This is a genomic window from Pseudomonas sp. Sample_23 (assembly GCF_004307595.1).
GTDB lineage: Bacteria > Pseudomonadota > Gammaproteobacteria > Pseudomonadales > Pseudomonadaceae > Aquipseudomonas > Aquipseudomonas atacamensis.
In genome coordinates this window covers 17169-42142 of sequence record NZ_RCNX01000020.1, presented here as the reverse complement: position 1 = coordinate 42142, position 24974 = coordinate 17169, and the positions used below count along the sequence as shown (strand labels likewise).

Annotated in this window: 22 protein-coding genes; 7 read left to right on the top strand and 15 right to left on the bottom strand. The window is 60.0% G+C overall.

Features of this window, described 5'->3' with window-relative positions; genetic code table 11:
• Positions 1-448: 448 nt before the first annotated feature.
• Genes D8U82_RS04315 through D8U82_RS04290 form a run of 6 tightly spaced genes read right to left on the bottom strand, consistent with a single transcriptional unit; the run spans position 449 to position 5879 of the window.
• A complete protein-coding gene (locus D8U82_RS04315) occupies positions 449-2392 on the bottom strand; it encodes a response regulator (RefSeq protein ID WP_130901712.1) in 1944 nt (647 codons plus the stop codon).
• A complete protein-coding gene (locus D8U82_RS04310) occupies positions 2382-3257 on the bottom strand; it encodes an ATP-binding protein (RefSeq protein WP_024012718.1) in 876 nt (291 codons plus the stop codon). Before D8U82_RS04310 ends, D8U82_RS04315 begins: the two co-directional genes overlap by 11 nt.
• Entirely contained in the window at positions 3250-4263 is a 1014-nt protein-coding gene (locus D8U82_RS04305) for an ATP-binding protein (protein ID WP_130901711.1), read from the bottom strand. The genes D8U82_RS04310 and D8U82_RS04305 overlap by 8 nt, the downstream gene beginning before the upstream one ends.
• Complete coding sequence (locus D8U82_RS04300) at positions 4260-4664, bottom strand: anti-sigma regulatory factor (protein WP_016774465.1); 405 nt, start codon at positions 4662-4664, stop codon at positions 4260-4262. Before D8U82_RS04300 ends, D8U82_RS04305 begins: the two co-directional genes overlap by 4 nt.
• Entirely contained in the window at positions 4661-5023 is a 363-nt protein-coding gene (locus tag D8U82_RS04295) for an STAS domain-containing protein (RefSeq protein ID WP_016774466.1), read from the bottom strand. Before D8U82_RS04295 ends, D8U82_RS04300 begins: the two co-directional genes overlap by 4 nt.
• Before the next feature lie 4 nt (positions 5024-5027).
• Positions 5028-5879 (bottom strand): STAS domain-containing protein, encoded by an 852-nt coding sequence (locus D8U82_RS04290; RefSeq protein ID WP_071172063.1) that lies wholly within the window; start codon positions 5877-5879, stop codon positions 5028-5030.
• Between the two features lie 260 nt (positions 5880-6139).
• Here D8U82_RS04290 and D8U82_RS04285 point away from each other — a divergent pair, with 260 nt between their 5' ends.
• Positions 6140-6403, top strand: coding sequence for a hypothetical protein (locus D8U82_RS04285; protein ID WP_038862096.1), 264 nt, complete (start codon positions 6140-6142; stop codon positions 6401-6403).
• Between the two features lie 56 nt (positions 6404-6459).
• Here the strand turns inward: D8U82_RS04285 and D8U82_RS04280 are convergent, their stop codons facing one another.
• A complete protein-coding gene (locus D8U82_RS04280; protein ID WP_024012721.1) occupies positions 6460-6981 on the bottom strand; it encodes a DUF4142 domain-containing protein in 522 nt (173 codons plus the stop codon).
• 204 nt (positions 6982-7185) lie between these two features.
• Between D8U82_RS04280 and D8U82_RS04275 the strand changes: the two genes are divergently transcribed.
• Positions 7186-7440: a DUF465 domain-containing protein gene (locus D8U82_RS04275; protein ID WP_016774470.1), complete on the top strand. Its 255-nt coding sequence runs from the start codon at positions 7186-7188 to the stop codon at positions 7438-7440.
• Positions 7441-7539: 99 nt separating this feature from the next.
• Positions 7540-7704 carry a hypothetical protein gene (locus tag D8U82_RS28030; protein ID WP_016774471.1) on the top strand — a complete coding sequence of 55 codons (165 nt, stop codon included), beginning with the start codon at positions 7540-7542 and terminating at the stop codon, positions 7702-7704.
• A gap of 109 nt (positions 7705-7813) precedes the next feature.
• Here the strand turns inward: D8U82_RS28030 and D8U82_RS04270 are convergent, their stop codons facing one another.
• The 3 genes from D8U82_RS04270 to D8U82_RS04260 all read right to left on the bottom strand — a co-directional run bounded on the left by D8U82_RS04270 (position 7814) and on the right by D8U82_RS04260 (position 11008).
• Positions 7814-8890 carry an SMP-30/gluconolactonase/LRE family protein gene (locus D8U82_RS04270; RefSeq protein WP_130888757.1) on the bottom strand — a complete coding sequence of 359 codons (1077 nt, stop codon included), beginning with the start codon at positions 8888-8890 and terminating at the stop codon, positions 7814-7816.
• The gene (locus tag D8U82_RS04265; RefSeq protein WP_130901710.1) at positions 8887-10032 is read right to left on the bottom strand and encodes an SRPBCC family protein; all 1146 of its coding nucleotides are present in this window, start codon (positions 10030-10032) and stop codon (positions 8887-8889) included. The genes D8U82_RS04270 and D8U82_RS04265 overlap by 4 nt, the downstream gene beginning before the upstream one ends.
• A gap of 112 nt (positions 10033-10144) precedes the next feature.
• A complete protein-coding gene (locus D8U82_RS04260) occupies positions 10145-11008 on the bottom strand; it encodes a LysR family transcriptional regulator (RefSeq protein WP_024012724.1) in 864 nt (287 codons plus the stop codon).
• Between the two features lie 350 nt (positions 11009-11358).
• Between D8U82_RS04260 and D8U82_RS04255 the strand changes: the two genes are divergently transcribed.
• Together D8U82_RS04255 and D8U82_RS04250 are read left to right on the top strand one after the other, a co-directional pair.
• Positions 11359-11835: an MbcA/ParS/Xre antitoxin family protein gene (locus D8U82_RS04255; protein ID WP_024012725.1), complete on the top strand. Its 477-nt coding sequence runs from the start codon at positions 11359-11361 to the stop codon at positions 11833-11835.
• Positions 11832-12326: an RES domain-containing protein gene (locus D8U82_RS04250; protein ID WP_039758650.1), complete on the top strand. Its 495-nt coding sequence runs from the start codon at positions 11832-11834 to the stop codon at positions 12324-12326. Before D8U82_RS04255 ends, D8U82_RS04250 begins: the two co-directional genes overlap by 4 nt.
• Before the next feature lie 104 nt (positions 12327-12430).
• Here D8U82_RS04250 and D8U82_RS04245 read toward each other — a convergent pair whose 3' ends face one another.
• Together D8U82_RS04245 and D8U82_RS04240 are read right to left on the bottom strand one after the other, a co-directional pair.
• A complete protein-coding gene (locus D8U82_RS04245) occupies positions 12431-12748 on the bottom strand; it encodes an SCP2 sterol-binding domain-containing protein (RefSeq protein WP_024012726.1) in 318 nt (105 codons plus the stop codon).
• Between the two features lie 63 nt (positions 12749-12811).
• Entirely contained in the window at positions 12812-13522 is a 711-nt protein-coding gene (locus D8U82_RS04240; protein WP_016774478.1) for a histidine phosphatase family protein, read from the bottom strand.
• Between the two features lie 204 nt (positions 13523-13726).
• On the opposite strand from D8U82_RS04240, the gene sohB reads away from it, so the two are divergent.
• A complete protein-coding gene (gene sohB, locus D8U82_RS04235; protein ID WP_125927470.1) occupies positions 13727-14758 on the top strand; it encodes a protease SohB in 1032 nt (343 codons plus the stop codon).
• Positions 14759-14825: 67 nt separating this feature from the next.
• On the opposite strand, the gene D8U82_RS04230 is transcribed toward sohB, so the two are convergent.
• From D8U82_RS04230 to D8U82_RS04220, 3 genes are all read right to left on the bottom strand, one after another.
• Entirely contained in the window at positions 14826-15320 is a 495-nt protein-coding gene (locus D8U82_RS04230) for a DUF934 domain-containing protein (protein ID WP_016774480.1), read from the bottom strand.
• Entirely contained in the window at positions 15304-16962 is a 1659-nt protein-coding gene (locus D8U82_RS04225) for a nitrite/sulfite reductase (protein ID WP_024012729.1), read from the bottom strand. The genes D8U82_RS04230 and D8U82_RS04225 overlap by 17 nt, the downstream gene beginning before the upstream one ends.
• A 470-nt stretch (positions 16963-17432) precedes the next feature.
• Positions 17433-17651 (bottom strand): DUF2970 domain-containing protein, encoded by a 219-nt coding sequence (locus D8U82_RS04220; protein ID WP_016774481.1) that lies wholly within the window; start codon positions 17649-17651, stop codon positions 17433-17435.
• Positions 17652-17803: 152 nt separating this feature from the next.
• On the opposite strand from D8U82_RS04220, the gene D8U82_RS04215 reads away from it, so the two are divergent.
• The gene (locus D8U82_RS04215) at positions 17804-24874 is read left to right on the top strand and encodes an NEL-type E3 ubiquitin ligase domain-containing protein (RefSeq protein WP_241668042.1); all 7071 of its coding nucleotides are present in this window, start codon (positions 17804-17806) and stop codon (positions 24872-24874) included.
• Positions 24875-24974 lie beyond the last annotated feature (100 nt).

The window sequence follows — 24974 nt, the reverse complement described above, 5'->3', positions numbered from 1 at the left end:
ACGCCTTCGCGAGCAGGCTCGCTCCCACAGTTTTGAATGGTGTACCCAGACAGGTCGTCACACACCAGATCCCCTGTGGGAGCGAGCCTGCTCGCGAAAGCGGAATGTCAGCCGCAGATGAGCTGACTGGACGAACGCCTTCGCGAGCAGGCTCGCTCCCACAGTTTTGCAGGCTGTACTCAATAAAGTGGTAACGCAGCAGACCCCTTGTGGGAGCGAGCTTGCTCGCGAAAGCGGTGTGTCAGCCGCAGATGAACTGACTGGACGGACGCCTTCGCGAGCAGGCTCGCTCCCACAGTTTTGAATGGTGTACCCAGACAGGTCGTCACACACCAGATCCCCTGTGGGAGCGAGCCTGCTCGCGAAAGCGGAATGTCAGCCGCAGATGAGCTGACTGGACGAACGCCTTCGCGAGCAGGCTCGCTCCTACACGGGGATGTGTGTCAGTTCAGGCGCCATCCAGCGTGCGGCGGACCTTGTCGAGCAGTTCGCTGATCTGGAACGGTTTGACCAGCATGTCCATGCCGGTGCCGAGGAAGACCTGGCGGTTGAGCGCGGTTTCGGCGTAGCCGGTCATGAACAGGATCGGCAGCCCTTCGTGCCAGCCACGGGCAACATCCGCCAGTTCACGGCCGCTCATGCGCGGCAAGCCGACGTCGGTCAGCAGCAGATCGATCGACGGGTCGTTCTGCAAGCGCTCCAGCGCCGATTCGATATCCGCCGCTTGCGTGCAGCGATAGCCGGCATCTTCCAGCACTTCGGTAACGAACAAGCGCACCGTGGCCATGTCCTCGACGATCAGCACATGCTCACCACTGCCTTTGGCATCAGGCACGGGCACAGGCGCGTCGGCCCCGGTCGGGTCGTTGGTGCCGGGCAGCATGATCGTCACTTCGGTGCCACGGCGGGCAACGCTGCGAATGTGCGCGTCACCGCCGGATTGGCGGGCAAAGCCGTAAATCGTCGACAGACCGAGCCCGGTGCCCTGGCCCAGCGGCTTGGTAGTGAAGAACGGCTCGAACACCTTGTCGATCACGTTGTGTTCGATGCCGGTGCCGTCGTCGCGTACCGACAGCGCCACGTACGCGCCATCGGCCAGATTCGAATCGCCGTGGGAATAAGCGGCGTAAGTATTGACCCAGATATTGCCGCCGGAGGGCAGGGCATCGCGGGCGTTGATCACCAGGTTGAGCACGGCGCTTTCCAGCTGCACCGGGTCGACCAGCGCAATCGCCGGTTTGTTGGTCAGTTCCAGCTTGAGGGTGATGCGCTCGCCGATGGTGCGCACCAGCAATTCTTCCAGCGAGCGGACATGCTCGTTGATGTCCACCGGGCGCGTATCCAGTGGCTGCTGACGGGCAAATGCCAGCAGACGATGGGTCAGCGAGGCCGCGCTCATGGCTGAATTCAGCGCTGCTTCGGTGTAGAACTGCACCTTGTCCAGACGCTCATCGGCCACGCGTTTCTGGATCAGTTCCAGGCTGGTGATGATCCCGGTCAGCAGGTTGTTGAAATCGTGGGCGATACCGCCGGTGAGCTTGCCCAGCGCATCCATTTTCTGCACTTGCAGCAATTGCGCTTCGGCGTGCACGCGCTCGGCGACTTCCTTGGCCAGCTGCGTGGTGGTGTCATCCAGCCGCGCCAGATGCGAGCGCTCGCGGTGGCGGTGTTCGGTGACGTCCTCGACGAACACCAGGCTCAGCTCTGGCGTGCGATACGGCGAAATCTGCCATTGCGTCTCGCGAATCTCGCCCTGCACGCGCATGTTCAGCGTGCCTTTCCAGCGCTCGCCGTCGACCAGACGCAGACGCAGTTCATCGAGGATCGAGCATTGATCTTCGGCAAAGCATTCACGCAGCGCCTGCTGATCGCGGTTATCGACGATCAATTGGGCGAATGCGTGATTGCACTCATGCACTTTCAGATTGGCATCGAGCACGGCGATCGGCGCCGAGACGTTGGCGAAGATCTCGCGGAAACGCGCCTCGCTTTCGCGCAGGGCATTTTCCGTGTCGCGCACCCGCAGCAGGGTACGCAGCGTGGCCAAGAGCACATCGGGGTCGACCGGGTGAATCAGATAGGCATCGGCGCCCGCGTTGAGGCCGGTGATGATGTCGCCGGTCTGGATCGACGCCGCTGACACATGAATCACCGGCAGCAGCGCAGTGCGCGGGTCGGCGCGCAACAGGCGGACGATGTCGAAACCGCTCATGTCCGGCAGGTTGACGTCGAGGATCAACGCATCGAGGGCTTCGCTCTCGATCAGGGCCAGGCCGTCGCTGCCGGTGCCGGCTTCGAGCACTGTGTAGCCGTGGCGCTCCAGGCGCCGACGCAGGGCGTAACGGGTGGCGACGTTGTCATCGACGATCAACAGGCGGATGTCACGATTCATCGACGTTCTCCAGAGCGATTGCCAGCGGGATGATGACAAAGAACGTCGAGCCCACGCCCGGCGTACTGTCTACCCCGACTTCACCGCCGAGCAGGGCGGCGAAACGCTTGCACAGTGACAGACCCAGACCGGTGCCGCGCAGACGTTTCTGCAATGGCGAATCGACTTGGGAGAAGTCTTCGAACAGCGTGTCATGCAGCTCGGCCGCGATGCCGATGCCGGTGTCGCTGACGGCAAAGCGCACCTTGTCTTCACCTTCCAGTCGCGCCGACACGCGAACTTCGCCACGGGTGGTGAATTTCAGCGAGTTGGAAATGAAGTTGCGCAGGATCTGCCCGAGCTTCTTGTCATCGGTATACAGGCGCGGCAGGCCCAGCGGCTCTTCGAAGATCAGATCCACCGCCGAAGCATCGACGATTGGCCGGAACATCCCGCGCAGGGCCGAAAACAGGTCGAACATGTCGAACCAGGCCGGCGAGATGCTGATGCGCCCGGCTTCGATCTTCGCCAGATCGAGCAGGTCATCAACCATGTCGCTGAGCTCGCGGGCAGCGGTGCTGACGAAGGCTACCTGCTTGTGCTGTTCAGGGCTGAGCGGGCCGTCCAGTTCGTCAGCGAGCAGACTGTTGATGCTCAGGATCGAGCCCAGTGGTGTACGGAATTCATGGCTCATGTATGACAGGAAGCGGCTCTTGAGATCCGATGCCTGACGCAGTTCTTCAGCCTGAGTGTCGAGCTCGGCGTACAGCGCTAGCACGCCCTGGTTGGTTTCATCGAGCTCTTCGCGCAGGGCAGTGGTTTCGCGCTGCAACTGAGCGATGAGCGCCGCCTGTTCGGCATGGCTCAAGGTAGTCGATTCAGCCATGGGCGGCCTCCAGAGCAACGACCAGTACCGTCACGTCATCGCGACCACGACAGAAGTCGCGGTGCAGGACGCTGGCTATCACGGACGGATGGCGATGCACCAGGCCGGGGTAGTCTTTGAGATTCCAACGGGACTGTAAGCCGTCGCTGTACATGATCAATAAATGTCCGTTCACGTGAGCATAGTCAAAGGGTTTGGCTTTACGGTACTGGCCGCCAACGATGCCGGGGTGCGAGGCCAGGCCACGGGATTTGCCAGCCTCGAGCAGACTGGCACCAATGTTACCGACACCGGCGAAGGTCAGACCATCGCGCTGGCTGTCGAACTGCGCGAAAGCGACGGCGCCGCCGCGGGTGCCGAGCATTTCCTGATGCAGGTCTTCCATCAATACCACTGGATCGGCAAACGGTGCCCGGGCGAATGCCTGCGCCCCGGCCAGGCCTGCGCGCTCGGCGTCTTCGCCATGACCGAGGCCATCGATCACCAGCGCGCTGATCCGCGAGCCTTCATACGTCAGATGCCAGACATCGCCGCAGGCTGGATCGGCATGCAGCGAATGCTGGCTGACGCCGAAGCGGATATCGGCCTGACGATCGCTGCGCGGAAAAATTCGCGCCAGCAACACCGCGCCACGGTGGTCTGCGTAGACATCGAAGACATTGGTCTGCCGCGACACCGCGCCAAGGCCGATGCCCTGCGTACCGCCAGTGGAAAAGCCATCCGCCAGACAGGCATCCAGGTCAAAGCCCTGGGCCCGATCCACGGTCTGCATTTCGATGCCGAAACCGTTATCCGGACGAGTCAGCACACGCAGATGAAACTCGCCGCGCTGGGCATGCTTGAGCACGTTGCTTGCCAGTTCCGTCGCGACCAGTGCCACGCGGCCGGCATCGTTTTCGTCGAAGCCATGCTGCTCGGCGAGTTTCTGCGCGGTGCGCCGGGCGTGGCCGATCTGGCTGCTGTCCTCGATCGGCAGAACCTGGGTCAACGACCCGGTGATATTCATGTCCATCGTGTGATCGTAATGCGCGTGCCTTTGCCGGGCTCAGTGTCGAGTTCGAATTCGTTGACCAGGCGCTTGGCGCCGGTCAGGCCGAGGCCTAGTCCGCTGCCGGAAGTCCAGCCGTCGGTCATCGCCAGTTTGATATCGGGGATGCCCGGGCCTTCGTCGCGGAAGGTGATGCGCAAACCGACCCGGCCGTTTTCCTCAAGGATCTGCCAATCCATGTCGCCGCCGCCGCCATAGACCATGGTGTTGCGCGCCAGCTCGCTGACGGCGGTGACCAGTTTGGTCAGGTCGATCAGGCGCATGCCGCATTCGGTGGCGAGCTTGCGCGTGGTCTGGCGGGCCAGTACCACGTCCTGTTCGATCAGGATGGGTTGGGTACCACTGCTGCGTACGGTCATTGCAGGCGTACTCGATCCTGCAGCAGTTTCATTCCGCGTTCGACGTTGAGGGCGGTGCTGACGCCCGGCAAGGTCATGCCCAGCTCAACGAGCGTGATCGCCACGGCCGGCTGCATGCCGACCAGCACGGTTTCGGCGTCCATGATTTTCGACAACCCCGAGATGGTGCCGATCATGCGTCCGATGAACGAGTCGACCATGTCCAGCGCCGAGATGTCGATCAGCACGCCACGGGCCGAGGTCCGGCTGATGCGCTCGGACAGATCGTCCTGCAGGGTCATGGCGAGCTGGTCGTGCATGTCGACCTGAATGGTCACCAGCAGCAAATCGCCCATTTGAAGAATCGGAATACGTTCCATCGGCTCAGACCGCTTTGCCGAGGCTGATGCCCAGGCGAGTCAGGGCCAGTTTCAAGGCGTCGGCCAGGTTGGCCTTGGTCACAACGCCTTGCAGATCCAGACCCAGGTGAACGATGGTTTGGGCGATCTGCGGACGCACGCCACTGATGATGCAATCAGCGCCCATCAGGCGAATCGCGGTCACGGTTTTCAACAGGTGCTGGGCAACCAGGGTGTCGACGGTCGGCACGCCGGTGATGTCGATGATGGCGATCTCGGAACCGGTGTCGACGATGCGTTGCAGCAGCGATTCCATGACTACCTGGGTGCGTTGCGAATCGAGTGTGCCAATCATTGGCAGGGCGAGAACGCCATCCCACAGCTTGACCACCGGCGTCGACAGTTCCAGCAGCTCTTCCTGCTGACGCTTGATCACCGCTTCGCGGGATTTCTGGAAGGTGCCGATGGTGTGCATGCCGACCGTATCAAGCAGTTCGGAAACTTCCAGCAGTTGCTCGGCGAGCAGTGCCGGCTGGTCCTGATAATGGTTTTGCAGCAGGGCGAACAACGGGCCCTTCAGGGCGAAGATGAAGTTGGCGGTTTGCTGGGAATCCTGGCCGAGCAGGGCGCGGCTCTGCGACAGCTTTTCAAGGAACTGACGGGTGTCTTCCCAGCCTGCGGCGGCAATCTTGCTGCCGTTGCCGTTTTCCAGACCGGCCAGCAGCAGGCTGAGGAAGTCGCGGGTTTGCTGCGCGAGGTCGTGTTCTTTGAGATTGCGCGTGGCGCCGCTGGCTTCGAGGCGTTTGGTCCATTCGCTCAGCAGTTGAGCCTGGTTGTTCCTGATTGCTTCAACTGTGCTGTTCTGCAGTGCTGCCATGTGCGTGTCGCTCCGTTACGTAATGGTGCCGGCTCAGCGAAATGACCGGCGCGAATTGACTGACATTTGCCGCTTGAAATAGTTGTTCACCCAGCGGCGAATTTTTCTGCCTGCCGCGTCGAAGGCCCCGGTAACTCTAGTCGGCGTGGCAACAGGCAGCGATCTTTTGAACGAATCTGCGGCGTCAGGCTTCGAATCTGCATGCCCGACGTTTTCCAGTCGTGCTGGAAGAAGGAGGCAGGACTATGAATGAGGTGGATATGAACGAGCAAGCGCCGCAACAGCAAAATCAGTCCTCAGAGTCAATTAACCGCAACGACCCGGCCATCGACCCGCAGACACCGGGACAAAATACCCCCGCGCCGGCTGAACAAGGACAGGCGGACAGCGCGGCTGCCGAGGTCGATCAGAAGCAGCATCACAATGACAACAGCAACGACTTCAGCCCCGGCTTCAAGCCTGACCCGGACCGTCCTGAACCGGGCGAGAGCACCGACGCCGATATCGACACCGATGGCGGTTGATCGCTGAAACGCAAAAAGGCCGCATCTAAGGATGCGGCCTTTTTATTGCCGGGCGGTTACTTGCTCGGATGTTTGGCTTGCAGCTCTTTGGCGTGGGCCAGGTGTTTTTCCAGCGCTGGCAGCATCTTCTGCGCGAACGCTTTCAGTTCAGTGGCGCCTTTGGCCTTGTCATCGGTCACGGTGTTTGCCTGTTTCTTGAACAGCTCGATGGTTTCTTCGTGAGCCTTGACCTGGTTGTTGGCGTAGGCCGCATCGAAGGATTCATCGCGCATGTCGAGAATCTTTTCCTTGGCCTGTTTGACCAGGGTGGTGGTGTCCGGGACTTCGATGTCGTTGGCCTTGGCAATTGCTGCCAGCTCATCGTTGGCTTTGCTGTGATCGGTGATCATCTGATTGGCAAAGGCTTTGATGTCAGCTGACTGGCTTTTTTCCAGAGCCAGGCGGCTGGTTTCGATTTCAGCGATGCCACCGGCGGCGGCGTTATCGACAAAGTCATTGTCGGTCGCGGCAAAGGCGCTGCCCATGCCGACAGACAGTGCAACAGCCAGAGCGAGATGACGCAGGTTGAATCCGTCCATTGGGTATCTCCACGCAGGTTTTTGTGAGCGTTATCCAATGGAGCGAAGGCACAAGCCAAAGGTTTTATCGCATTTACGACAGGGCGACGAACGGCAACCGCTGGTCTGACAGGGTGTCGACAGAAGCCATTGCGCAAGGCCATGCTGATAACGAGTCAGCGCATCGGTCGCGCTGGTTGTCGATCAATTTGATGGAGGTGTTTCATGCCGGTTTCACATGATCTGTATCAGGACCTGGGCTGCAAAAAGGAAGAGATCGAGCAAAAACGCTCCGAGGATGCGAAGCTGGATTCGCTGCTCAACAAGTATTTCGAGGTGGATGCTGAAGTGGTCGAGGCCGAGAACGCCCAGTCAGACGCCCCTAGTGACGACGAATTGAAGAAGCTCAAAGAGAAGCGCGTGATCGTCAAGGAGCAGATCGTCGCCCGGTTGGCCGGACAGCCGCTGACCGGTCAGTAATTACCTGACCCGTGGTCGCCATCCGAAGGGAACGGCGACCACCCACGGCACCTCCAATGTGCAGAGTCTGCAAACCATCGACTCGTTGCGAGGTGCCTCATGAACGATCCGAAATTCCCCAGTGAAGAGCAGGGCGGCTTCGACCCGATTCCGACCCGCCCTGAACCCAACAGCCCGGCGCATACCACAGCGCATCCGGAAAAAACCGTGAAAGAACTGCCGGAGGATGAAGATCCGGAGAAGTTCGACCGGTCCGGCAACTGACAGACCGCCTTCGCGAGCAGGCTCGCTCCCACATTTGGAATTTGTTTCCCCTGTGGGAGCGAGCCTGCTCGCGAAGACGCAAGTCCATTCCCCCGCAAATCCCGCAGGCTCACTTCAGCGCCGCATCCAACCCCATCCGCCCCATATGCCTCGCCTTCAACGAGCCGAAATACAACCACTGCCCATATTCGCGCACCGTGGTAATCGGCGAATAATTGCCATCGCTCGCGTCCTGCAGATTGGCAATCACCTTGCCGTCCAGATCCAGTCCCAGCACAAACCCACGCTTTTCGACAGGCTTGGGCAAAACCGTCAACGCCCGCACGATCATCTTGCGCACGAACGGGTGCTGCGCGGTGCCGTCGAGTAATGCGTTGCGCGGCGCGTACAACGCTACCCAAAAGCGATTGCTGCCATTGAACGAGAGGTTGTCCGGAAGCCCCGGCAAGTTGTCGATGAACACATCATGGGTACCGGCCTTCGGCCCGCTCAGCCAGTAGCGGCTGATGCGATAAGCACCGGTTTCATTGACCAGCACATAGGCTTCGTCGGGGCCAAGGGTGACGCCGTTGGCGAACTGCAACTTGTCGAGCAAGACGCTGGTCTTGCCGCTCTGAAAGTCGTAACGCAGCAAACGGCCGTCGGCGCCGTGCTCGATGATCGCCTCACCGTCATGGCCATAGCCCCAGCGGCTCGAGGCATCGCTGAAGTAGGCGTAGTGGCCTGACTTGTCGACCGCCACATCATCGGTAAATCCAAATGGCACGCCGTTGGCCTCGGTGGTCAAGGGGATCACGCGGCCTTGTGCATCCAGCGACAGCAAACCTTTGACCGCATCGGCGATCACCAGCATGCCGTTCGGATGACGGGCGAGGCCCAAGGGACGGCCACCGGTGTCGGCGAGGACCTTGCGCTGCGTGCCGTCGAGGCTGCTGCGGATCAGCCGGCCGTCATGCAATCCGGTGATGAGAAATTCGTCTTCCAGCAGCAGCGCCTCAGGCCCTTCGATGTCGCTCGGCCCGACCTTCACCACAGCTTTGAGGCGCTGGTTGTCCGCGTAGATCCCGTCTTTCAACGAGGGCGCCGGTGGCGGTGTCCAGGCCACTGGTTCGACCTTGGTCGGCAGCAACAACAAGAAGGCGATGACCAGAGCGATCAGCAGGCACAGCAGATAACGTAATTTCACGCGCTGGCCCTCGCCGCGCCGATGTACTGCGCGGTCGTGTCGCGCAGGGCAAGCATGGACGCGGCAGACTCGCGCTCTATGCGTCGCTTGAGCAACAGACGATTGGCCAGACGCATGAGCAAACCGTCAAAGCGATATTCCAGCGTACGCACGAATCGCGTGCCACCAGCCTCCGCCGAGGACTCGTAAGTCAAACGCAGGGACAGGCCCTGATCACTTTGCGCGCGTGCGCACCAGCGCCGGCCCGGCAGATATTCAGTGACTTCCCAGCGCAAGTGACCGGCACGTCCGCCGGCATGGATATCCTCTTCGAAGCGCGCACCGGCATGCAGCGGACCTTGCGGACCGTCAATCTTCAATGAGGAGGGATGCCAGTCCGGCCAGTGACTGGCGCTGGCGGCATAGGCCAGCACAGCGACCGGCTCGCCGGCGATATCGATCTGGTGCTGCATGCGCGTCATGGGCATTTGCGAATTACTCAAAGGGGCGGGTTCCGGCTCGAGGTACAGCGTGCCGAACAGGTAGTCCATCAAGGGCAGAACGATGTTGAAATTGCGCTCCTGCATGCGCTCGCGGCGGTGATGCAGTTCGTGCAGACGGCGCATCTGGCGGATCCATGGCAAGCGGGTCAACGGATTTTGCGGTGGCAGATGTTCACAGGCATGGAACACCTCATAGAGTAGATAACCGAGCACCATGCACCCGGCAAACAGCCCGGCGACATTGGCGTTGACCTGCGCGAGCAGCCACCACAGCGGCAGGGTGATCAATAGCGTATGAATGACGATTAGCCAGGCTGGAAACAGGATCACCCGCCAGTCCCGCGCGCTGTCGTAGGTCATGTGCCCGGGGGTAAAAAAACTGTGATGGTCGCCGGCATGCCGCGCGTAGAACATCTTTGCGAAGGCTTTTTTGTGATGGCCCAAATGGCGATGGACCATGTATACGCCGAAGTTGAACAACAACAGGCTCAGCGGCACCGTCAGCCATTCCAGCCAGCTCACTGAATGCACCGTGCGCCAGAACGCAGCGACGGCGAAAATGCCGAACAGCAACACGAACGCGCCATGCAGCCATGGGTTGTACAAAGGATGAATGGCCGCCCGGTAGCGGCTGCGGAATGCCTCGGTGGTCTGCCTCAATGCGTTTCACCTGCGGGTATTGTTGTTATACCCGGCAGATTAGCCGATCCGCTGACTTGTGCAGGACGAACCTTGCGGCCTTAAGCGCCATGCTCTGGACTGAGGCTGTCCGTCAGCTCAACGGATTCCAGCGCTGTGACCAGTCGTCATCGGTGCGGATCACTTCGCGCAACAGATCGAAGGCCTGTTGCAGCACGGCCGAGTCGCGATCCCGGGAATACACCAGATAGGTCGGATAACCGAATTCCGGCGCTTTGGTGACGGCTTCCAGGGCTCCGGTCTCCAGGTAAGTGCGCACAACCCGAGTGCGGAAATAGCCGCTGCCGCCATGTTCGAGGATGTATTGCAAGGCCAGCGGGCCAAGGTTGAAGCTCAGCGCGGCTTTGGCTTTTTCCGGCAGGGCGGCGTCGTGCTGACGGCGGAAATCCGGGCCCCAGTCGATGTAGACGTAAGGCTCAGGACGCTCGGGGGCGCGCACCAGAATCAGTTTTTCCTCCAGCACTTGCTCGACCTGCAGACCCGGCCAGTATTCCGGTTGATAAACCAGCGCCGCATCGAGCACACCGAGTTCGAGCTGACGCAACAGATTTTCGCCATCGCGGATTTCCATGCGCAGTGCGTGGCCGGGGATTTTCTCCCGAAGTTCCGCCGCCCAACTGAGCATCAACGGGTTGCACAGGCTGACCTCGCCACCGATGTGCAGAACGTTGTGATAACCCTCGGGCAGCGGCAAGTCGCGGCGCGCGGCTTCCCAGGTCTGCACCAGTTGATTGGCGTAGATCACGAACGCTTCGCCATTGGCCGTCAACTTCGCCCCGGCGCGATTGCGCACGAACAGCGTACTGCCCAACTGGCTTTCAAGCTTCTGCACCCGCGCGGTGATGGCGGTCTGCGTGACGAACAACTTCTGCGCGGCGGCGGCAAGGCTGCCATGACGGACGATTTCGAGGAAAGTGCGAGCGAGGTCGATGTCCATGGGGCAGGGCCGGTGTCTGGAGGTGGAGCGCATTGTAAGTCAAAAGGCTCTCTCCCCAACTTGAAAGCAACAACGGATTGAACCGCTGAAAATTGCGTTTGAGTCCTACGGAAACAGGAGCGTTTTGATCAGATTTGGGGATATTTCTGACGACTTTTTCAGGTTGGTCGTCGGACGCCGGGTCTATAGGATCAGTCCTGACATTGAAGTCATCGAGCGCACAGATCGCTCTGGACCCGGACAAAGGATGGACTATGCGAATCCCACTGATTGAAAGCCATACGCCTGCTTACTCGCCTCGCCATTACTGGCGCGACGATCGCGCCAGGTGTCCCTCGGAGGACGTTGCCATGCCGAGCGCCAAAGTGCCCCGGCTCACGGGCTTGAAGAAGCTCGAGGGCAAACCTCTGGAGTTGCTGTTGCGTGGGCAGGATACCGGCGACGATCCGATGCTCATCCTGCGCTGCACAAGCGAAGGATTTGAGCTGCTTGATGTAGTGAACATGATCGCAACCTCCGAGCTGTACCAACAGGGAGAGATGGTCAAACGTATCACCGGCAAATCTGTGAGAACCGTGCGACGCCTGCTCAAGGAAGGCGCGTCGGTGCGCCTGGACACGCCGCAGAGCGTGATCGCCTACCAATATGCCGCTGCGCTGGAACTGGCCATCGAAGTATTCGGGCGTCAGGCCAAGGCCGAATCATGGCTGGAGCAACGCGCTACTTACTTCTACGGTTATGTGCCGCTCGATCTGGTTGGACATGCGCTGGGCTTCAGGATGGTGGAGGAGTATCTGAACCAGATCAAATACGGGGTTTATCAATGAACCCCTTGCCCTGGGATGATCGCTGGTACGCCTGGCGGCTGGATCGCGAGGTGTACAGCGAGACCTGGGACAGCGGCCTTGGATCGAAACGGGACGGCGGCCGCTGGAATACGCCCGGCCGCAGAGTCGTTTATGCGTCGGTCGACCCCTCCACGGCGATACTGGAGGTGGCCGCCCATGGCAGCTTCGATGCGCTTGATCAGGAACCCTATGTGTTGACCTGTTTTGAAATCACCCACGACGCCAGCGTCAGAATCGTGCAACCGGAAGATGTGCCCAATCCCCATTGGCTCACCCCGATCAAAACCTCACCCAACCAGCGAAAGTTTGCCGATGCACTGTTGGCTGAACATCCATTTATCCTGGTGCCTTCGGTGGCCACCCGACACTCGTGGAATTTGCTGGTGAGTTGCGATCTGGCGGAGGGGCAGTTCAGGATGGTTTCGCAAGAGCGGTTTGGGCTGGATACGCGGTTGTTGCAGGAGGGTTGATCGTACCTCCGGGAGCGGAGCGCGAAGCCGAGCCCTGCGCTGATCTCCTGCATGAACGACAAATCCCGTCACAAGGACGGGATTTGTTTGAGCCAGGCTGCTTCTTACGAAGGGAACAGCTCGGACAGTTTCATCGACAGCATCATGTCGCCTTCAACGCGCAGCTTGCCGCCCATGAAGGCCTGCATGCCGTCGGTTTCGCCGCTGACGATGTCTTTCAGGGTCTGGCTGTCCAGCACCAGCGTGCAGTTGGCGTCCGGGTTTTCACCTTCCTGAATTTCGCAGGTGCCGTCTTTGACGATCAGTGCGTATTGCTTGTCTTCGTCGGTGATGTTGAAACCGAAGACCAGGTCCAGACCGGCAGCGGCGGCTGGGTTGAACTTGGCTTGCATTGCTTTTACGGCATCAGCTACGGAGGTCATGGTTCGATCCTTTCTTGGTCATGGGAGCTGGGTGGTTACAGCCAGGGTCACAGTAAGCCGGACTCAGCGAAAAGTGATGAGTTCCGGGGCCTTCAGCAGTTGCAGGTGTGCGTGACTGTTGAAGGAAGCCAGAGCCACCTCGCGACCACGAAACTTCAATTGGTTGAGCGAGGTGTTGACGATTTGCCAGTTCAATTCAAAGGCCTGTCTGGCAGGCATTTGCGTAATCAGGTGGAGCAGGGCAGTGATGGTACCGCCGGAGGTAAACACGGCGATTTTCTGGTTCTTTTCCGCCAGGTCGAGGATGCGGTGCAGCCCGGCCTGAACCCGTTCGACGAAACCCAGCCAGCTTTCCAGTCCGGGTGTGTCGTAGGTGCCGGCGAGCCAGCGCTCGACGATCAGGGCGAAGATGCGCTGGAATTCACCGCGGTTCTGCGCGGCGTTGCGCAGGATGTCGAGGGCTTCCGGCTCTTCCGGCAACATGGCCGGGAGCAGAGCGCGGATCACCGCATCGGCATCGAATTCGTTGAAGGCGGAATCGGTCTCGAGGACTGGAACCGGCAGGCCTCTGGCGCTGAATTGCTCCAGTGCACTGGTGGCCGTGTGCTGTTGGCGACGCAGGTCACCGGCAAGGCAACGATCGAAGCTGATACCGAGGTCGGCGAGGTGCTGGCCGAGGATTTCTGCCTGACGCACACCGGTCGGCGACAGCACGTCGTAATCGTCTGCACCAAAGGAGGCCTGGCCATGTCGTATCAAGTAGATGCTGCCCACGTCCGCGTCGTCCCGGTACGTTGAAGGTCAGGCGAGGTTATGAGGATGGCGTAAGGCTGTCAATGAAAAAACATACGCTTGTTTGAAATGCCCGTTACAGGCGTGTTGCCAGAGGTTTCACGGCTGGCCGACGAGCCGGCGCATGGGTATGCTGGAGCCATTCCGCGTGTAATACACCGTCACGCATTGCTTTGAGGAGTCTCTGTGGATTTTTTCACCGAATACGCCAGCTTCCTGGCCAAGACCGTCACGCTGGTGATCGCCATTCTGGTGGTGCTTGCCAGTTTTGCTGCATTGCGCAGCAAGGGCCGACGCAAATCGGCGGGCCAGTTGCAGGTCAGCAAGCTCAACGATTTCTACAAGGGCCTGCGTGAACGCCTGGAGCAGACCCTGCTCGACAAGGATCAGCTCAAGGCATTGCGCAAGGGCGAAGCGAAAACAGAAAAAAGCGCGAAGAAACAGAAGAACAAGCCTGAGACCAAATCCCGGGTGTTCGTGCTCGACTTCGACGGCGATATCAAGGCTTCCGCCACGGAAAGCTTGCGCCACGAGATCACCGCGCTGCTGACCCTGGCCACGCCGAAAGACGAAGTGGTTCTGCGTCTGGAGAGTGGCGGCGGCATGGTGCACAGCTACGGTCTGGCGTCGTCACAATTGGCGCGAATCCGTGATGCGGGAGTGCCACTGACCGTGTGCATCGACAAGGTCGCGGCCAGCGGCGGTTACATGATGGCGTGCATCGGCGACAAGATCATCAGCGCTCCGTTCGCCATCCTCGGTTCGATCGGCGTGGTCGCGCAATTGCCCAACGTCAATCGCCTTTTGAAGAAGCACGATATCGATTTCGAAGTGCTGACCGCCGGTGAGTACAAGCGCACCCTGACCGTGTTTGGCGAAAACACCGAAAAGGGCCGCGAGAAGTTTCAGGAAGACCTCGACATCACCCATCGCTTGTTCAAAAACTTCGTCGCCCGTTATCGCCCGCAACTGGCGATCGATGAGGTGGCTACCGGTGAGGTGTGGCTCGGTATCGCTGCGCTGGAAAACCAACTGGTGGACGAACTGAAGACCAGCGATGAATACCTGGCAGAGAAGGCCAAACAGGCCGAGGTCTATCATCTGCACTACGCCGAGCGCAAAAGCCTGCAGGAACGCATCGGCATGGCTGCCAGCGGTTCGGTGGACCGCGTGCTGTTGAGCTGGTGGAGCCGTCTTACCCAGCAACGCTTCTGGTAAACCGCAGGCATAAAAAAACGCCGGTCACATGACCGGCGTTTTTGTGTCTGCGACAAACGTCCGACGCTTAGCGGCGACGGAACAGCGGCAGTGGTTCGTCAGCGGCAGCCTGGTAAGTCACCGAGAAGTCCTTGAGGCCTTCCAGTGCTTCGTACGGGTCTTTGTCCGCGCGAATGGCAAAGGCGTCGAAACCGCAGCGATGCATGTAGAACAATTGGTCCCGCAGTACATCGCCAATCGCACGCAGCTCGCCTTTGAAACCATAACGGTCACGCAGCAGACGGGCATTGGAGTAGTTACGGCCGTCGGTAAACGCCGGGAAGTTCAAGGCGATCACCTGAAACTTGGCGACGTCCTCACCGATTTCCTCGGCCTCTTCATCAGCATCCAGCCACACACCCAGACCACCGTCGCGGGCCAGGAGCATGCGGCTGTGTTCGCGCCACAGCTGCAGCGGCACGATCAGATCGTCGCAGTTGCTGATTTCATCGATATTGAAATCCTTCGGCAACAGGTGCCAGGTTTCGTCGACGACTTCGTTGTTCTTAATGATTCGCTGCATAGACGCGTTCCTTGAAGAGGTCGATGCCAATACGCTGATAAGTGTCGATGAAGCGCTCGTCTTCGGTGCGTTGTTCAACGTACACGTCGATCAGCTTCGAGATCACGTCAGGCATGGCTTCCTGTGCGAAGGACGGGCCGAGGATCTTGCCCAGGCTCGCATCACGGCTGGCGCTGCCGCCGAGGGAGACCTGATAGAACTCTTCGCCTTTCTTGTCCACGCCGAGGATGCCGATGTGGCCAACGTGGTGGTGGCCGCAGGCGTTCATGCACCCGGAGATGTTCAGGTCCAGTTCGCCGATGTCGAACAGGTAGTCCAGATCATCGAAGCGGCGCTGGATCGATTCGGCAATCGGGATCGACTTGGCGTTGGCCAGCGAGCAGAAGTCACCACCGGGGCAGCAGATGATGTCAGTCAGCAGGCCGATGTTCGGTGTGGCGAAACCGCCTTCACGCAACTCGCCCCACAGGGTGAACAACTGACTCTGCTCGACGTCGGCAAGAATGATGTTCTGCTCGTGGGAAGTGCGCAGTTGCCCGAAACTGTAGCGCTCGGCCAGATCGGCGACGGCGTCGAGTTGCTTGTCGGTGATGTCGCCAGGGGCAACGCCGGTCGGCTTCAACGACAGCGTCACAGCCACATAGCCGGGTTTCTTGTGCGCCAGGGTGTTGCGGCTGCGCCAGCGGGCGAAACCCGGATGCTCTTGGTCCAGATCGGCCAGTTGCGCAGTCTGGTTGTCGAGGGTTTTGTAGTCCGGGTCGACGAAATGCTTGGCGACGCGATGCAGCTCGGCTTCGGTCAGCGTGGTCTGGCCACCGCGCAGGTGCTCCATTTCCGCATCGACTTTCTGCGCGAACACTTCAGGCGTGAGCGCCTTGACGAGGATCTTGATCCGCGCCTTGTATTTGTTGTCGCGACGGCCGTAGCGGTTGTACACACGCAGGATGGCGTCGAGATAGCTCAGCAGGTCTTGCCAAGGCAGGAATTCATTGATGAATGCGCCCACCACCGGCGTACGCCCGAGGCCGCCGCCAACCAGCACGCGGAAACCCAGCTCGCCAGCAGCGTTGTAGACAGGTTCCAGGCCGATGTCGTGGACTTCAATGGCAGCGCGGTCACTGGTCGAGCCGTTGACAGCGATCTTGAATTTGCGCGGCAGGTAGGCGAATTCCGGGTGGAACGTGGTCCACTGGCGGACGATCTCGCACCATGGACGCGGGTCGATCACTTCATCAGCAGCGACACCGGCGAACTGGTCGGTGGTGACGTTGCGCAGGCAGTTGCCGCTGGTCTGGATCGCGTGCATCTGCACGGTCGCGAGTTCAGCGAGGATGTCCGGGATGTCTTCCACCGCAGGCCAGTTGAACTGCACGTTCTGCCGCGTACTGATGTGGGCATAGCCCTTGTCGTAGTCGCGGGCGATTTTGGCCATCATGCGCACCTGACGCGAAGTCAGTTGGCCGTAAGGCACCGCCACGCGCAACATCGGCGCGAAACGCTGGATGTACAGGCCATTTTGCAGGCGCAGGGGGCGGAATTCTTCTTCGCTCAGCTCACCTGCCAGATAGCGTCGGGTCTGATCACGGAACTGCTTGACGCGGTCCTCGATGATCCGCTGATCGTACTCGTCGTATACGTACATATAAGTCCTGTTCTCAGGCTTGGGCTACTCGGAAAACGCTGCGTTTTCGCTTGCTGGAGTCCGATGTTGCCTCTGCAATTCTGCGCGCACGGCCGCGCACTCCGTCACGGAGCCGGGGCAATATACCCGTTTGCAGTTATGCGCAAAAGTGATGTTTGAGTATATGTAAAGAACCAAATCGCCTAACGCGAATGCCGGTCATCTAATCCACATTTGTCGTGCGGACAATCATCGTCTTAACTGTGATCGAGTCTTTGTGCAATCACCGATAAAACCGACAAGAGGCGATGCAATGAGCAACCCGACCAAAGCCAGGAAAAGCGACAGCAGCGTCGACGCGTGGGCCATTTTGTTCCTGATCATTCTCGTTGTAGGAACAGCGGTCTTCTGGGTCAGCCATCAGTAAATCAGCGTTCCGGGCCTTTCTTTCAGGGCCCGGATAGCTCGAGTCGGTGCCCGGCCTGGCGCCATCACACCCCGGCCAGATACAACACCAGTTTGACGATGGCAAACAGCGTCAGGCCAAACACGGCTGTAAACAAAACGCCGAGAATCACGAAGTGGCTGGGTTTGCCGTGGGTAAAGTCCCTTTCCCGGTTTTTGCCGCTTTGCACGCCGAACGCCGCTGCCATGACGCTGTGCAGCATCTGCCAGAAACTCGGCGGTTTGTTGTCGACTGGATCGTCCATAAATCCCTCTGCGAAAAATCGTCCCCCGAAGCATAGTCAATCGCTGTAGTCACGGATGCCACGTTACAACTTTTGCGCACGGGATATAGCCATGTACCGCCGGACAGCGCGGCGTCAGTGATGTGCTGTCGCTCCATTTACAGGAGCGATGTATGTCCACCGATTCAGACGTTTCGACCTTAACCGAGCGCCCCCTCAAACCTGCGGCGTCCGAGAGCCTTCACGCACCCTGGCTCGAGTCCGTGATGCCGCATTGGCTGATTCAGGCGCCGGTGCACAGGAAAACCGAGCTCAAGCAGGCGCAGACAGTGTTCCCGCGCTGGTACACGCAAGCGACGCCGGCCCAGCGTCAGGTGGTCAATACCAGCTACAGGATGAGTTTTATTGCTCAGACGAGGCTGGACCGCTCCATGTCCACCTTCAAAGACATCGAAACCTTCGCCCGGCCGCTCCTCGCGCAGGCGCTGAAACACCGCTATCAGGTCGCCGTGGATCTGGATAACACGCTGTTGTGTCTCAGGCGACCGATACGCGCTGGCATTCTCGGCGAGGAAATCGGTTCATTCGAGGCATTGACGCTGCCGATGCTCCAGGCCGCTTTGCACAACTTCGAAAGTGATGAGTGTGCTTATGGCGCCTTTCACAGCAGCTCTGGCTTCGCAACCGCGACCGCCGTAAAAGGTGCCCTCAAGGCTGTTCCGGTGAATGTGTCGGTCAGTAACTACCTGAACCTGTGCCGCGAACTGGATATCGGTGCCCGGTACCAGGTTTATCTGACAAGGTTTTTCCATCCGGTCGATCCGGCCGCGGAAGCCAAGTTGCGCCGGCACTTCATCGCCAGTCAGAAAACGGCCATGCGCGCGGCAGCCGAACGCGCACTGTTGACCAAGGATATTCAACCTGAAGATCACGCGATGATCCTCGCGGTGATCAACGGCGAAAGGCACCCGCGAATCGGCGACAAGCAGGTGTGGTTTCAAGACCTGGGCTTGATGCGGCACCGGCTGGTCGGATGTGTAGTGTTCAAGATCGCGCAAAAGTATGGCCCGGTGGACGCGGTAATTCTGTACGTCCCCAACGATCCGGAACACCCGCTAAAGCGCTATACCGGCACGCAAATGCAGGACACCTTCAAGCGCCTGCTGAGTGCTCGCGATGCGCAACAGGCGGACAGCACGACCCCTACGTCCTATCAACGATTCTTCAGTCAGTTCTTCCCATATGAGAAGCGTGCGTATTACTTCAGCCAATTCGTAAAGTCTGCAGACGGCGCATCGGATTGGCTGTCGTCACCGTGGCGCAAGATTCTGCAGACAACGTTGATTTTTGTAGAGATCTGGAAGACTTCACCGAAATATCAAAAAATGGTCCCGGATACCGATCCTTACGTGGCAGTTTCGTTGATGCCGCACCTTCAGGTATATCCCTGGGCGAGGAATAGCGACCTCTGGGCGTACTTGTACGAAAAACATCGTGACAAGCTAATCAACGACGCTCGTGGTCACGCGGTACCTACCGCCGACGTCGACGCCAAGGCGCGCGATGCCAAGCTGTCCGGGCTGCTGCAATTTGGTCTGCTGGCGCTGAACATGGCGTCCATGTTCGTTCCGGTACTGGGCGAAATCATGCTGGTTGTCATGACGGCCCAGTTGCTCTACGAAACTGTCGAAGGCGTGATCGAGTGGAGCGAGGGGGATAAACACGCCGCCAGGGCGCATCTTGTCGACGTTGCTGAAAACCTTGCGCAGATCGGTGCGATGGCCGCCGCAGGAGCAACATTCAATCGGGTGACAGCCGTTAAACCGGAGCCGGTGATCGAAGATCTGCACCCGGTGACGCTGCCTGATGGCAAGAGGCGCCTGTGGCGGCCGACCTTGCGCGGCTATGAACAAGCGCTCAGCCCCGGCAAGTTGTCGCGGCCCGACGCGGCGGGGCAGTACCGCGTCGCCGGCACAACCTGGATGCGCCAGGGCGGCAGGCTCTATGAGCAGACGTTTGACCGCTCCAGCGGGCACTGGCGGTTGAAACATCCCACCGACTCTCTGGCTTACCAACCGTTGCTCAGCCATAACGGCCACGGTGCCTGGCGCCTGAGCCTAGAACAGCCCATGGCATGGGATCGCTTGACCCTGCTGCGACGCATCGGGCACCTCACCGATGGTTACTCCGATGACACCTTGCTGGCGCTGGCCGATATCAGCGGTATCAGCGATGGCGCCCTGCGCAAGATGCATCTGAATCAGTTGCCCCCGCCCCCTGAACTGCGAGACGCCATGCGCCTGTTCGATGCCGATGCACAGGCGAGGCAGATGGTCGAGCAATTGCGCGGAGCCAGGCCCATCGACGAGCACTACCTGTATGCAGTCCCGTTGGTCACCGAGATGCCCCGTTGGCCTGCCGATCGGGTTCTGGAGATGACAGCTGATCCGCACGGAGCAGGGCCGTCCATCCGCTATGGTGCGCAGAATACGCTGCCCGGTTTGGGCCACAAGCCCGCTATCCGCCTGACACGTACGCAAGTGTTGAACGGGGAAATGCCGGCGCGGATTCTGGCTGCGTTGGAAGAGCAGGAAATCAACTATCTGCTGGGACGAACGGCAGCACAATTTCGCCCGGCACGGCCCGATGAGTTCGGCAAACAACTCGCCGAGTACGCCTATACGCGTCAACCGGCGATTTTTGACAGTCTTTATCGCGGTACCGAATCGTCGAGTGCGCCTGTGCGCCTGTTGCAGCGTGAATGTCCCGGTCTCAGCGACGTGGCTGCCCAGGATGTGATCGAGCATGCTTCGACGCACGAGCTGGCCCGAATGGATGCGACCGGGCGTTCCCCTTTGAGAATGCTGGAAGAGGCTCGCTGGCATGTCCGCCATGGCCGCCAGGCCCGCGCGTTTGCCGGTTTGCACAGCGAAAACCTGGCGTCGGCGGACAGTCGGCGACTGGCTTTGCACGCGCTGGAACAATTGTCTGGCTGGCCGCACTCGCTGCGTCTGGAAATTCGCGAGGGGAGCGTGAATGGCACCTTGCTCGACAGCATCGGCGAGCCGATGGCGCCGGTTAGACGCTATCTGGTGAAAAACGGACCTTTCTATCAAGCGTTCAATGATCACGCCCAGGCATTGAACAGAGTCTCGAGGGGCCAGGACAGCTTTTACAGTTCGCTCATGCACGCGTTGCCTGAGGACACACGTTCGTCAATCGGATTGTCTGTCGGCAACGCCCATGGTGAGCTGCAACAGAAAATCATCGAATCGGCCCACCTTCATCGAGCCGAAGCTGCGCGATTGCTGTCGCCGGCTGCAAAGTGGTTCAAACCGCCGGTACGCGTGGGCGCACGACTGCTGGGTTATTACGCCAGTGGCCGTGGTACAGGCCTCAATCCATCCCTCGAATCACGCATTGCGCATCTATACCCCGAGTCGCGCCAGGCACGGGCATTTCTCGCCCGGCAACACGGCCAGAGTGAAACGCAGATTCAGCTCGAACTGGAATCTCGCCGCCAGGATTGGGACGCGTTGAACGTTGCACTTGAGCGATGGCAGGCAGCGCCGAGTGATAGCCGCACTGCAACGCACAGGGCGCAACTGGCACAGACACTGCGAGAGACATGGCGTAATGGTCCGCTGGACGGGCAGGCGGCGGAGGCGGCCCGCCTGACAATCCATTGCGACACGCCATTGCCCGAGCTGAGTACAGGCTTTCCCCACGTGCGTGAACTGGCCATCACCGGCATCGGCATAACCGACGCCAATGCGGACGGGTTTCTGGCGGCGTTCCCGAATGTCACCGATTTATGGCTCGGTGAATTGAGGCGCTATGGCCAGACACCTGTCACCCGACCGCTTAGCACATTGCCAGAGGCGGTTGAGCGGCTGCCCGGGCTGAGACGTCTGCGTTTCTCTACCGATGCGCCATTGCTCGCGGAAAGCTTTGCGCGAAGGCTGGGTGGACTGACTTCGCTGGAGCAACTGCGCATCGACTATCACGGATTCGATTCCACCACCTTGCATGGTCTTGACCTGCAATCGCTGACACGACTGCGCAGATTACGCATCGATGCGCCCCACGCGTTATGGCGGTGGCCAGCATACGTTGAACGACTTCAGCAGCTCAGACGCCTTGACCTCACGCACACCTTGATCGAAACCTTGCCCGACTCGCTCTACAGCGGCCATGACAGACTCTGGGCCGGGCTGTCGCTGGATTGGTCACGTGTCACCCCAGCGACGTTCCGTCGGGCCTATGAGTTTGTCAGCCGCCACTCCGGCCCGCGCGGCCACCTGCTCGATGTGCATCAGATGGTCAGTGAATATTGCCGCGCCGAACTCGATAGCATGGCCGTCGCCCCGGATAGCGCCGACCCTTTGCCGCAGGCATTCAATGCAGCCTGGTCAACACCGTCGGCAAGGGTGGCGGCGATCGAGCAGCTTCGGGCCGAACATGAGGCCATCTTCGCCGCGTTTTATCCGCCATCCCCGCGCCAGGGATCACGCTATGCAGCGCCCGCGCGGCGCTGGTCGACAGGGGCCAGCGCGGACCTGTTACATACGTTGAAAAGCAGCTGGCACGGTGCGATTCGTCAGCGCTATGGCCTGTCCGCCGTCGTTGAGCGCTTTAGCTTCGTCGAGCTGCCCGGCGCCACCACCCGTGTCGAGCTTCCTTCGTTGCCGGCCGGCAGTTTCGCCCATGTGCGCACGCTGCGTCTGGGAGGGCTGAAAGTGTCCTCCGGCCAGGCGCGGGATTTTATTCGCGCCTTCAGTCATATCGAAACGCTTGAGCTGGGGGGATGCATGTTCACTGAGCTACCTTTTGCAGCGCAGGCGTTGCCCGCGCTGCGTCGGCTCGACGTGTCCGGTAACAGAATCACGGTGACGGCAATGGTCCAGCGCCAACTCAATGCGCTGCCACAACTGGTACGACTGAACCTGAGTCATAACCCGCTGGGGCGACTCGATGCCACGGCTTTGAGCGGGCTCGAGGCCTTGAATCTGAGATCGACGGATTTGCTGGCCTGGCCCACCGGGGCGGAAACTCTGCCACGGCTGTCATGGCTCGATTTACGAGACAACCGGATCGCGTCCCTGTCGCCGCAAGCGGTGGCGCATCCTGACGCATTGATGAGGACGAATCTGTCGGGCAACGCCTTCAGTGCCGACGGTGAGGCAGCTTTTCACGCGGCGCTGCAGCGCATCGAGCAGCAGCGGGGGTTGGGCCAGGGCACGTTGTCTCGCTTCGCCGCAGAGCCGGTGCCTGAGCATTTTCCGCCGTTGGAAACCGGCGGTTCGTTCAGTGATCTGCTCCTGCCACTCCCGCAGCCGGCGCCTGTCAGTTCAGGCGCTTCGGGGCATTTGCAGCGGTTGGCGGTGATCCTCGATCGCGAACGGGCGCAACGCAGTCTGCTGGTGCTGCGAACACGGGCCTTGAATGACGCTCAGATCGATGCGCAGATCAGCCAATGGCATTTGAGCTGCGAGGCGCTGACCCGTCAGTTGAACGATTGGCTCTATACCAGGGAAGTACGAACGAACACTGTCCTGGTCAGTGCGCAAGTGCGTTCACTGGTGGCCCGGCGAATCAGCGAGACGTGGCGCCACACCCTGACCCGGCACTCCGGCGGCGATGGCCTGGAGCTTGAATTGGCAGGATTGCAGACCGGAGAACTGCCGGCGCTTGTGGTGCAGTTTCCGGGCGTGACGACGCTCGATCTGAGCGGTGCAGGGATCACGGCGCGGGGGAGCGCGGGTTTTCTCGACGGTTTTCCCGACCTCGAGACCTTGTATCTGAGTGGTAACGAATTGGGCGCGGTGCCTGCGCCGGTGCTGCACATGCGTCATCTCACGCGCCTGGACATGCAGTATTGCAGCTTGCGCAGTGCGACGAGTGTTTACCCTTTGCTGGGCAACTCGCGGCTGCGCACGCTGGATTTGAGTTACAACGAACTTCGTGTTTTCAATCCGCCCGATTATGGCGTGATCGAGTCTCTGGATCTGCGCTACAACCAACTGAGCGAATGGCCTGACGGAGTGCTGCGGGCGCCCGGGTTGCAGGCCCTGAACCTCAGCGGTAACGCAATCGCGGAAATCCCCACGGCGCTTTTCGATGGCGATCATTCGGGTCTGATCGCAGGCTCGGATCTGTCAGAAAATCGCAATTTGTCGCTTTCTGCACTGCAAGACCTCAGGCGTTACAGCCGCGAGCGCGCCATACCGCATGTGCTGGGCATGACGCGCGCGGAGATTGAGACGATGATCAACCGTCAGGTGTTCGGTGATCTGTTCGGGATTCCTGAAGACGGTGCTCCAACCGATAACGCTGGCGGCGTTGTCGACGATCCCCATGCGCAGGTATTTCCCGCCGAGAAAGTTTTTCATCCAGCCAACGATGTCGCACCACGCTCACGCGATCCGTGGCTTGTGGACAGCGATCCGCAGTGGGTTGCGCGCAGAACCGAGCTCTGGGCGCAATTGGCGCAAGAGCCGAATCACGAGCGGTTTTTCCAGTTGCTGCGCTTGTTGCTCGATACGCAGGACTACAGGCTGATGCGAGGCGACCTGACGCAAAGAGTCTGGCATGTCATGGAGGCCGCTGAGGAAAATACCGAACTGCGGCAACTGTTGTTTCAGGGCGCCGAGACCCACGGCACCTGTCCGGACGGGCGGATTCTGACATTCAGTGATTTGGAAGTGCGGGTCGCGGTCTATCACCAGTTGCGTGACATACCGTTGAATCGAATGGCGTCCAGAGGTCGGGCGCTGCTGCGTCTGTCGCGGCAACTGTTTCGCCTGGATCGCGTCGAGACGCTGGCTGAAGCTGCCGGTGTGGGTATGGATCGTGCGGAAGTGCGCCTTAAATATCGCATCGGTTTGACGGGCGGCTGGGGCGACGGTGTCGATTTACCGGGCCAGCCCGCGTCGATGATTTATGACGTCCCGCTGAGTGATGAACTGCTGGAGTACACCCGCGCCTCGATTCTTGAGGCAGAGGGCACCGATGCGCTGTCCGTAAGCATGGCAGAGCGCGACTACTGGATCTCTTACCTGCAAGATCTTCACCCACAAGAGATGGCCGCGCTGGACGTTGCGGTTGACGAGCGACGCCAGCAACTGTGGGACCAGCTCAATCAGCGTCTCGCCCGCAATGAACTGAGTTCCGAGGAATACGACCTTGAACTGAACAGATTGGGCAAGGCCATGGACGTGCTGCGCACACAGAAACGCGCCTAGCTGACCCGCCGGGTGATCACCGAGCTGAACAGCTTCGCCGGGGAATCCGAACAACCCGGCCGCCTGCCACCAACATCCGGTTCCTGAGGGCACCTTGCTG

Bases quoted from the DNA above. Each gene is read 5' to 3' on its own strand.
- D8U82_RS04315 (WP_130901712.1), bottom strand. From the start codon at position 2,392: ATGAATCGTGACATCCGCCTGTTGATCGTCGATGACAACGTCGCCACC.
- D8U82_RS04310 (WP_024012718.1), bottom strand. From the start codon at position 3,257: ATGGCTGAATCGACTACCTTGAGCCATGCCGAACAGGCGGCGCTCATC.
- D8U82_RS04305 (WP_130901711.1), bottom strand. From the start codon at position 4,263: ATGAATATCACCGGGTCGTTGACCCAGGTTCTGCCGATCGAGGACAGC.
- D8U82_RS04300 (WP_016774465.1), bottom strand. From the start codon at position 4,664: ATGACCGTACGCAGCAGTGGTACCCAACCCATCCTGATCGAACAGGAC.
- D8U82_RS04295 (WP_016774466.1), bottom strand. From the start codon at position 5,023: ATGGAACGTATTCCGATTCTTCAAATGGGCGATTTGCTGCTGGTGACC.
- D8U82_RS04290 (WP_071172063.1), bottom strand. From the start codon at position 5,879: ATGGCAGCACTGCAGAACAGCACAGTTGAAGCAATCAGGAACAACCAG.
- D8U82_RS04285 (WP_038862096.1), top strand. From the start codon at position 6,140: ATGAACGAGCAAGCGCCGCAACAGCAAAATCAGTCCTCAGAGTCAATT.
- D8U82_RS04280 (WP_024012721.1), bottom strand. From the start codon at position 6,981: ATGGACGGATTCAACCTGCGTCATCTCGCTCTGGCTGTTGCACTGTCT.
- D8U82_RS04275 (WP_016774470.1), top strand. From the start codon at position 7,186: ATGCCGGTTTCACATGATCTGTATCAGGACCTGGGCTGCAAAAAGGAA.
- D8U82_RS28030 (WP_016774471.1), top strand. From the start codon at position 7,540: ATGAACGATCCGAAATTCCCCAGTGAAGAGCAGGGCGGCTTCGACCCG.
- D8U82_RS04260 (WP_024012724.1), bottom strand. From the start codon at position 11,008: ATGGACATCGACCTCGCTCGCACTTTCCTCGAAATCGTCCGTCATGGC.
- D8U82_RS04255 (WP_024012725.1), top strand. From the start codon at position 11,359: ATGCCGAGCGCCAAAGTGCCCCGGCTCACGGGCTTGAAGAAGCTCGAG.
- D8U82_RS04250 (WP_039758650.1), top strand. From the start codon at position 11,832: ATGAACCCCTTGCCCTGGGATGATCGCTGGTACGCCTGGCGGCTGGAT.
- D8U82_RS04245 (WP_024012726.1), bottom strand. From the start codon at position 12,748: ATGACCTCCGTAGCTGATGCCGTAAAAGCAATGCAAGCCAAGTTCAAC.
- D8U82_RS04230 (WP_016774480.1), bottom strand. From the start codon at position 15,320: ATGCAGCGAATCATTAAGAACAACGAAGTCGTCGACGAAACCTGGCAC.
- D8U82_RS04225 (WP_024012729.1), bottom strand. From the start codon at position 16,962: ATGTACGTATACGACGAGTACGATCAGCGGATCATCGAGGACCGCGTC.
- D8U82_RS04220 (WP_016774481.1), bottom strand. From the start codon at position 17,651: ATGGACGATCCAGTCGACAACAAACCGCCGAGTTTCTGGCAGATGCTG.
- D8U82_RS04215 (WP_241668042.1), top strand. From the start codon at position 17,804: ATGTCCACCGATTCAGACGTTTCGACCTTAACCGAGCGCCCCCTCAAA.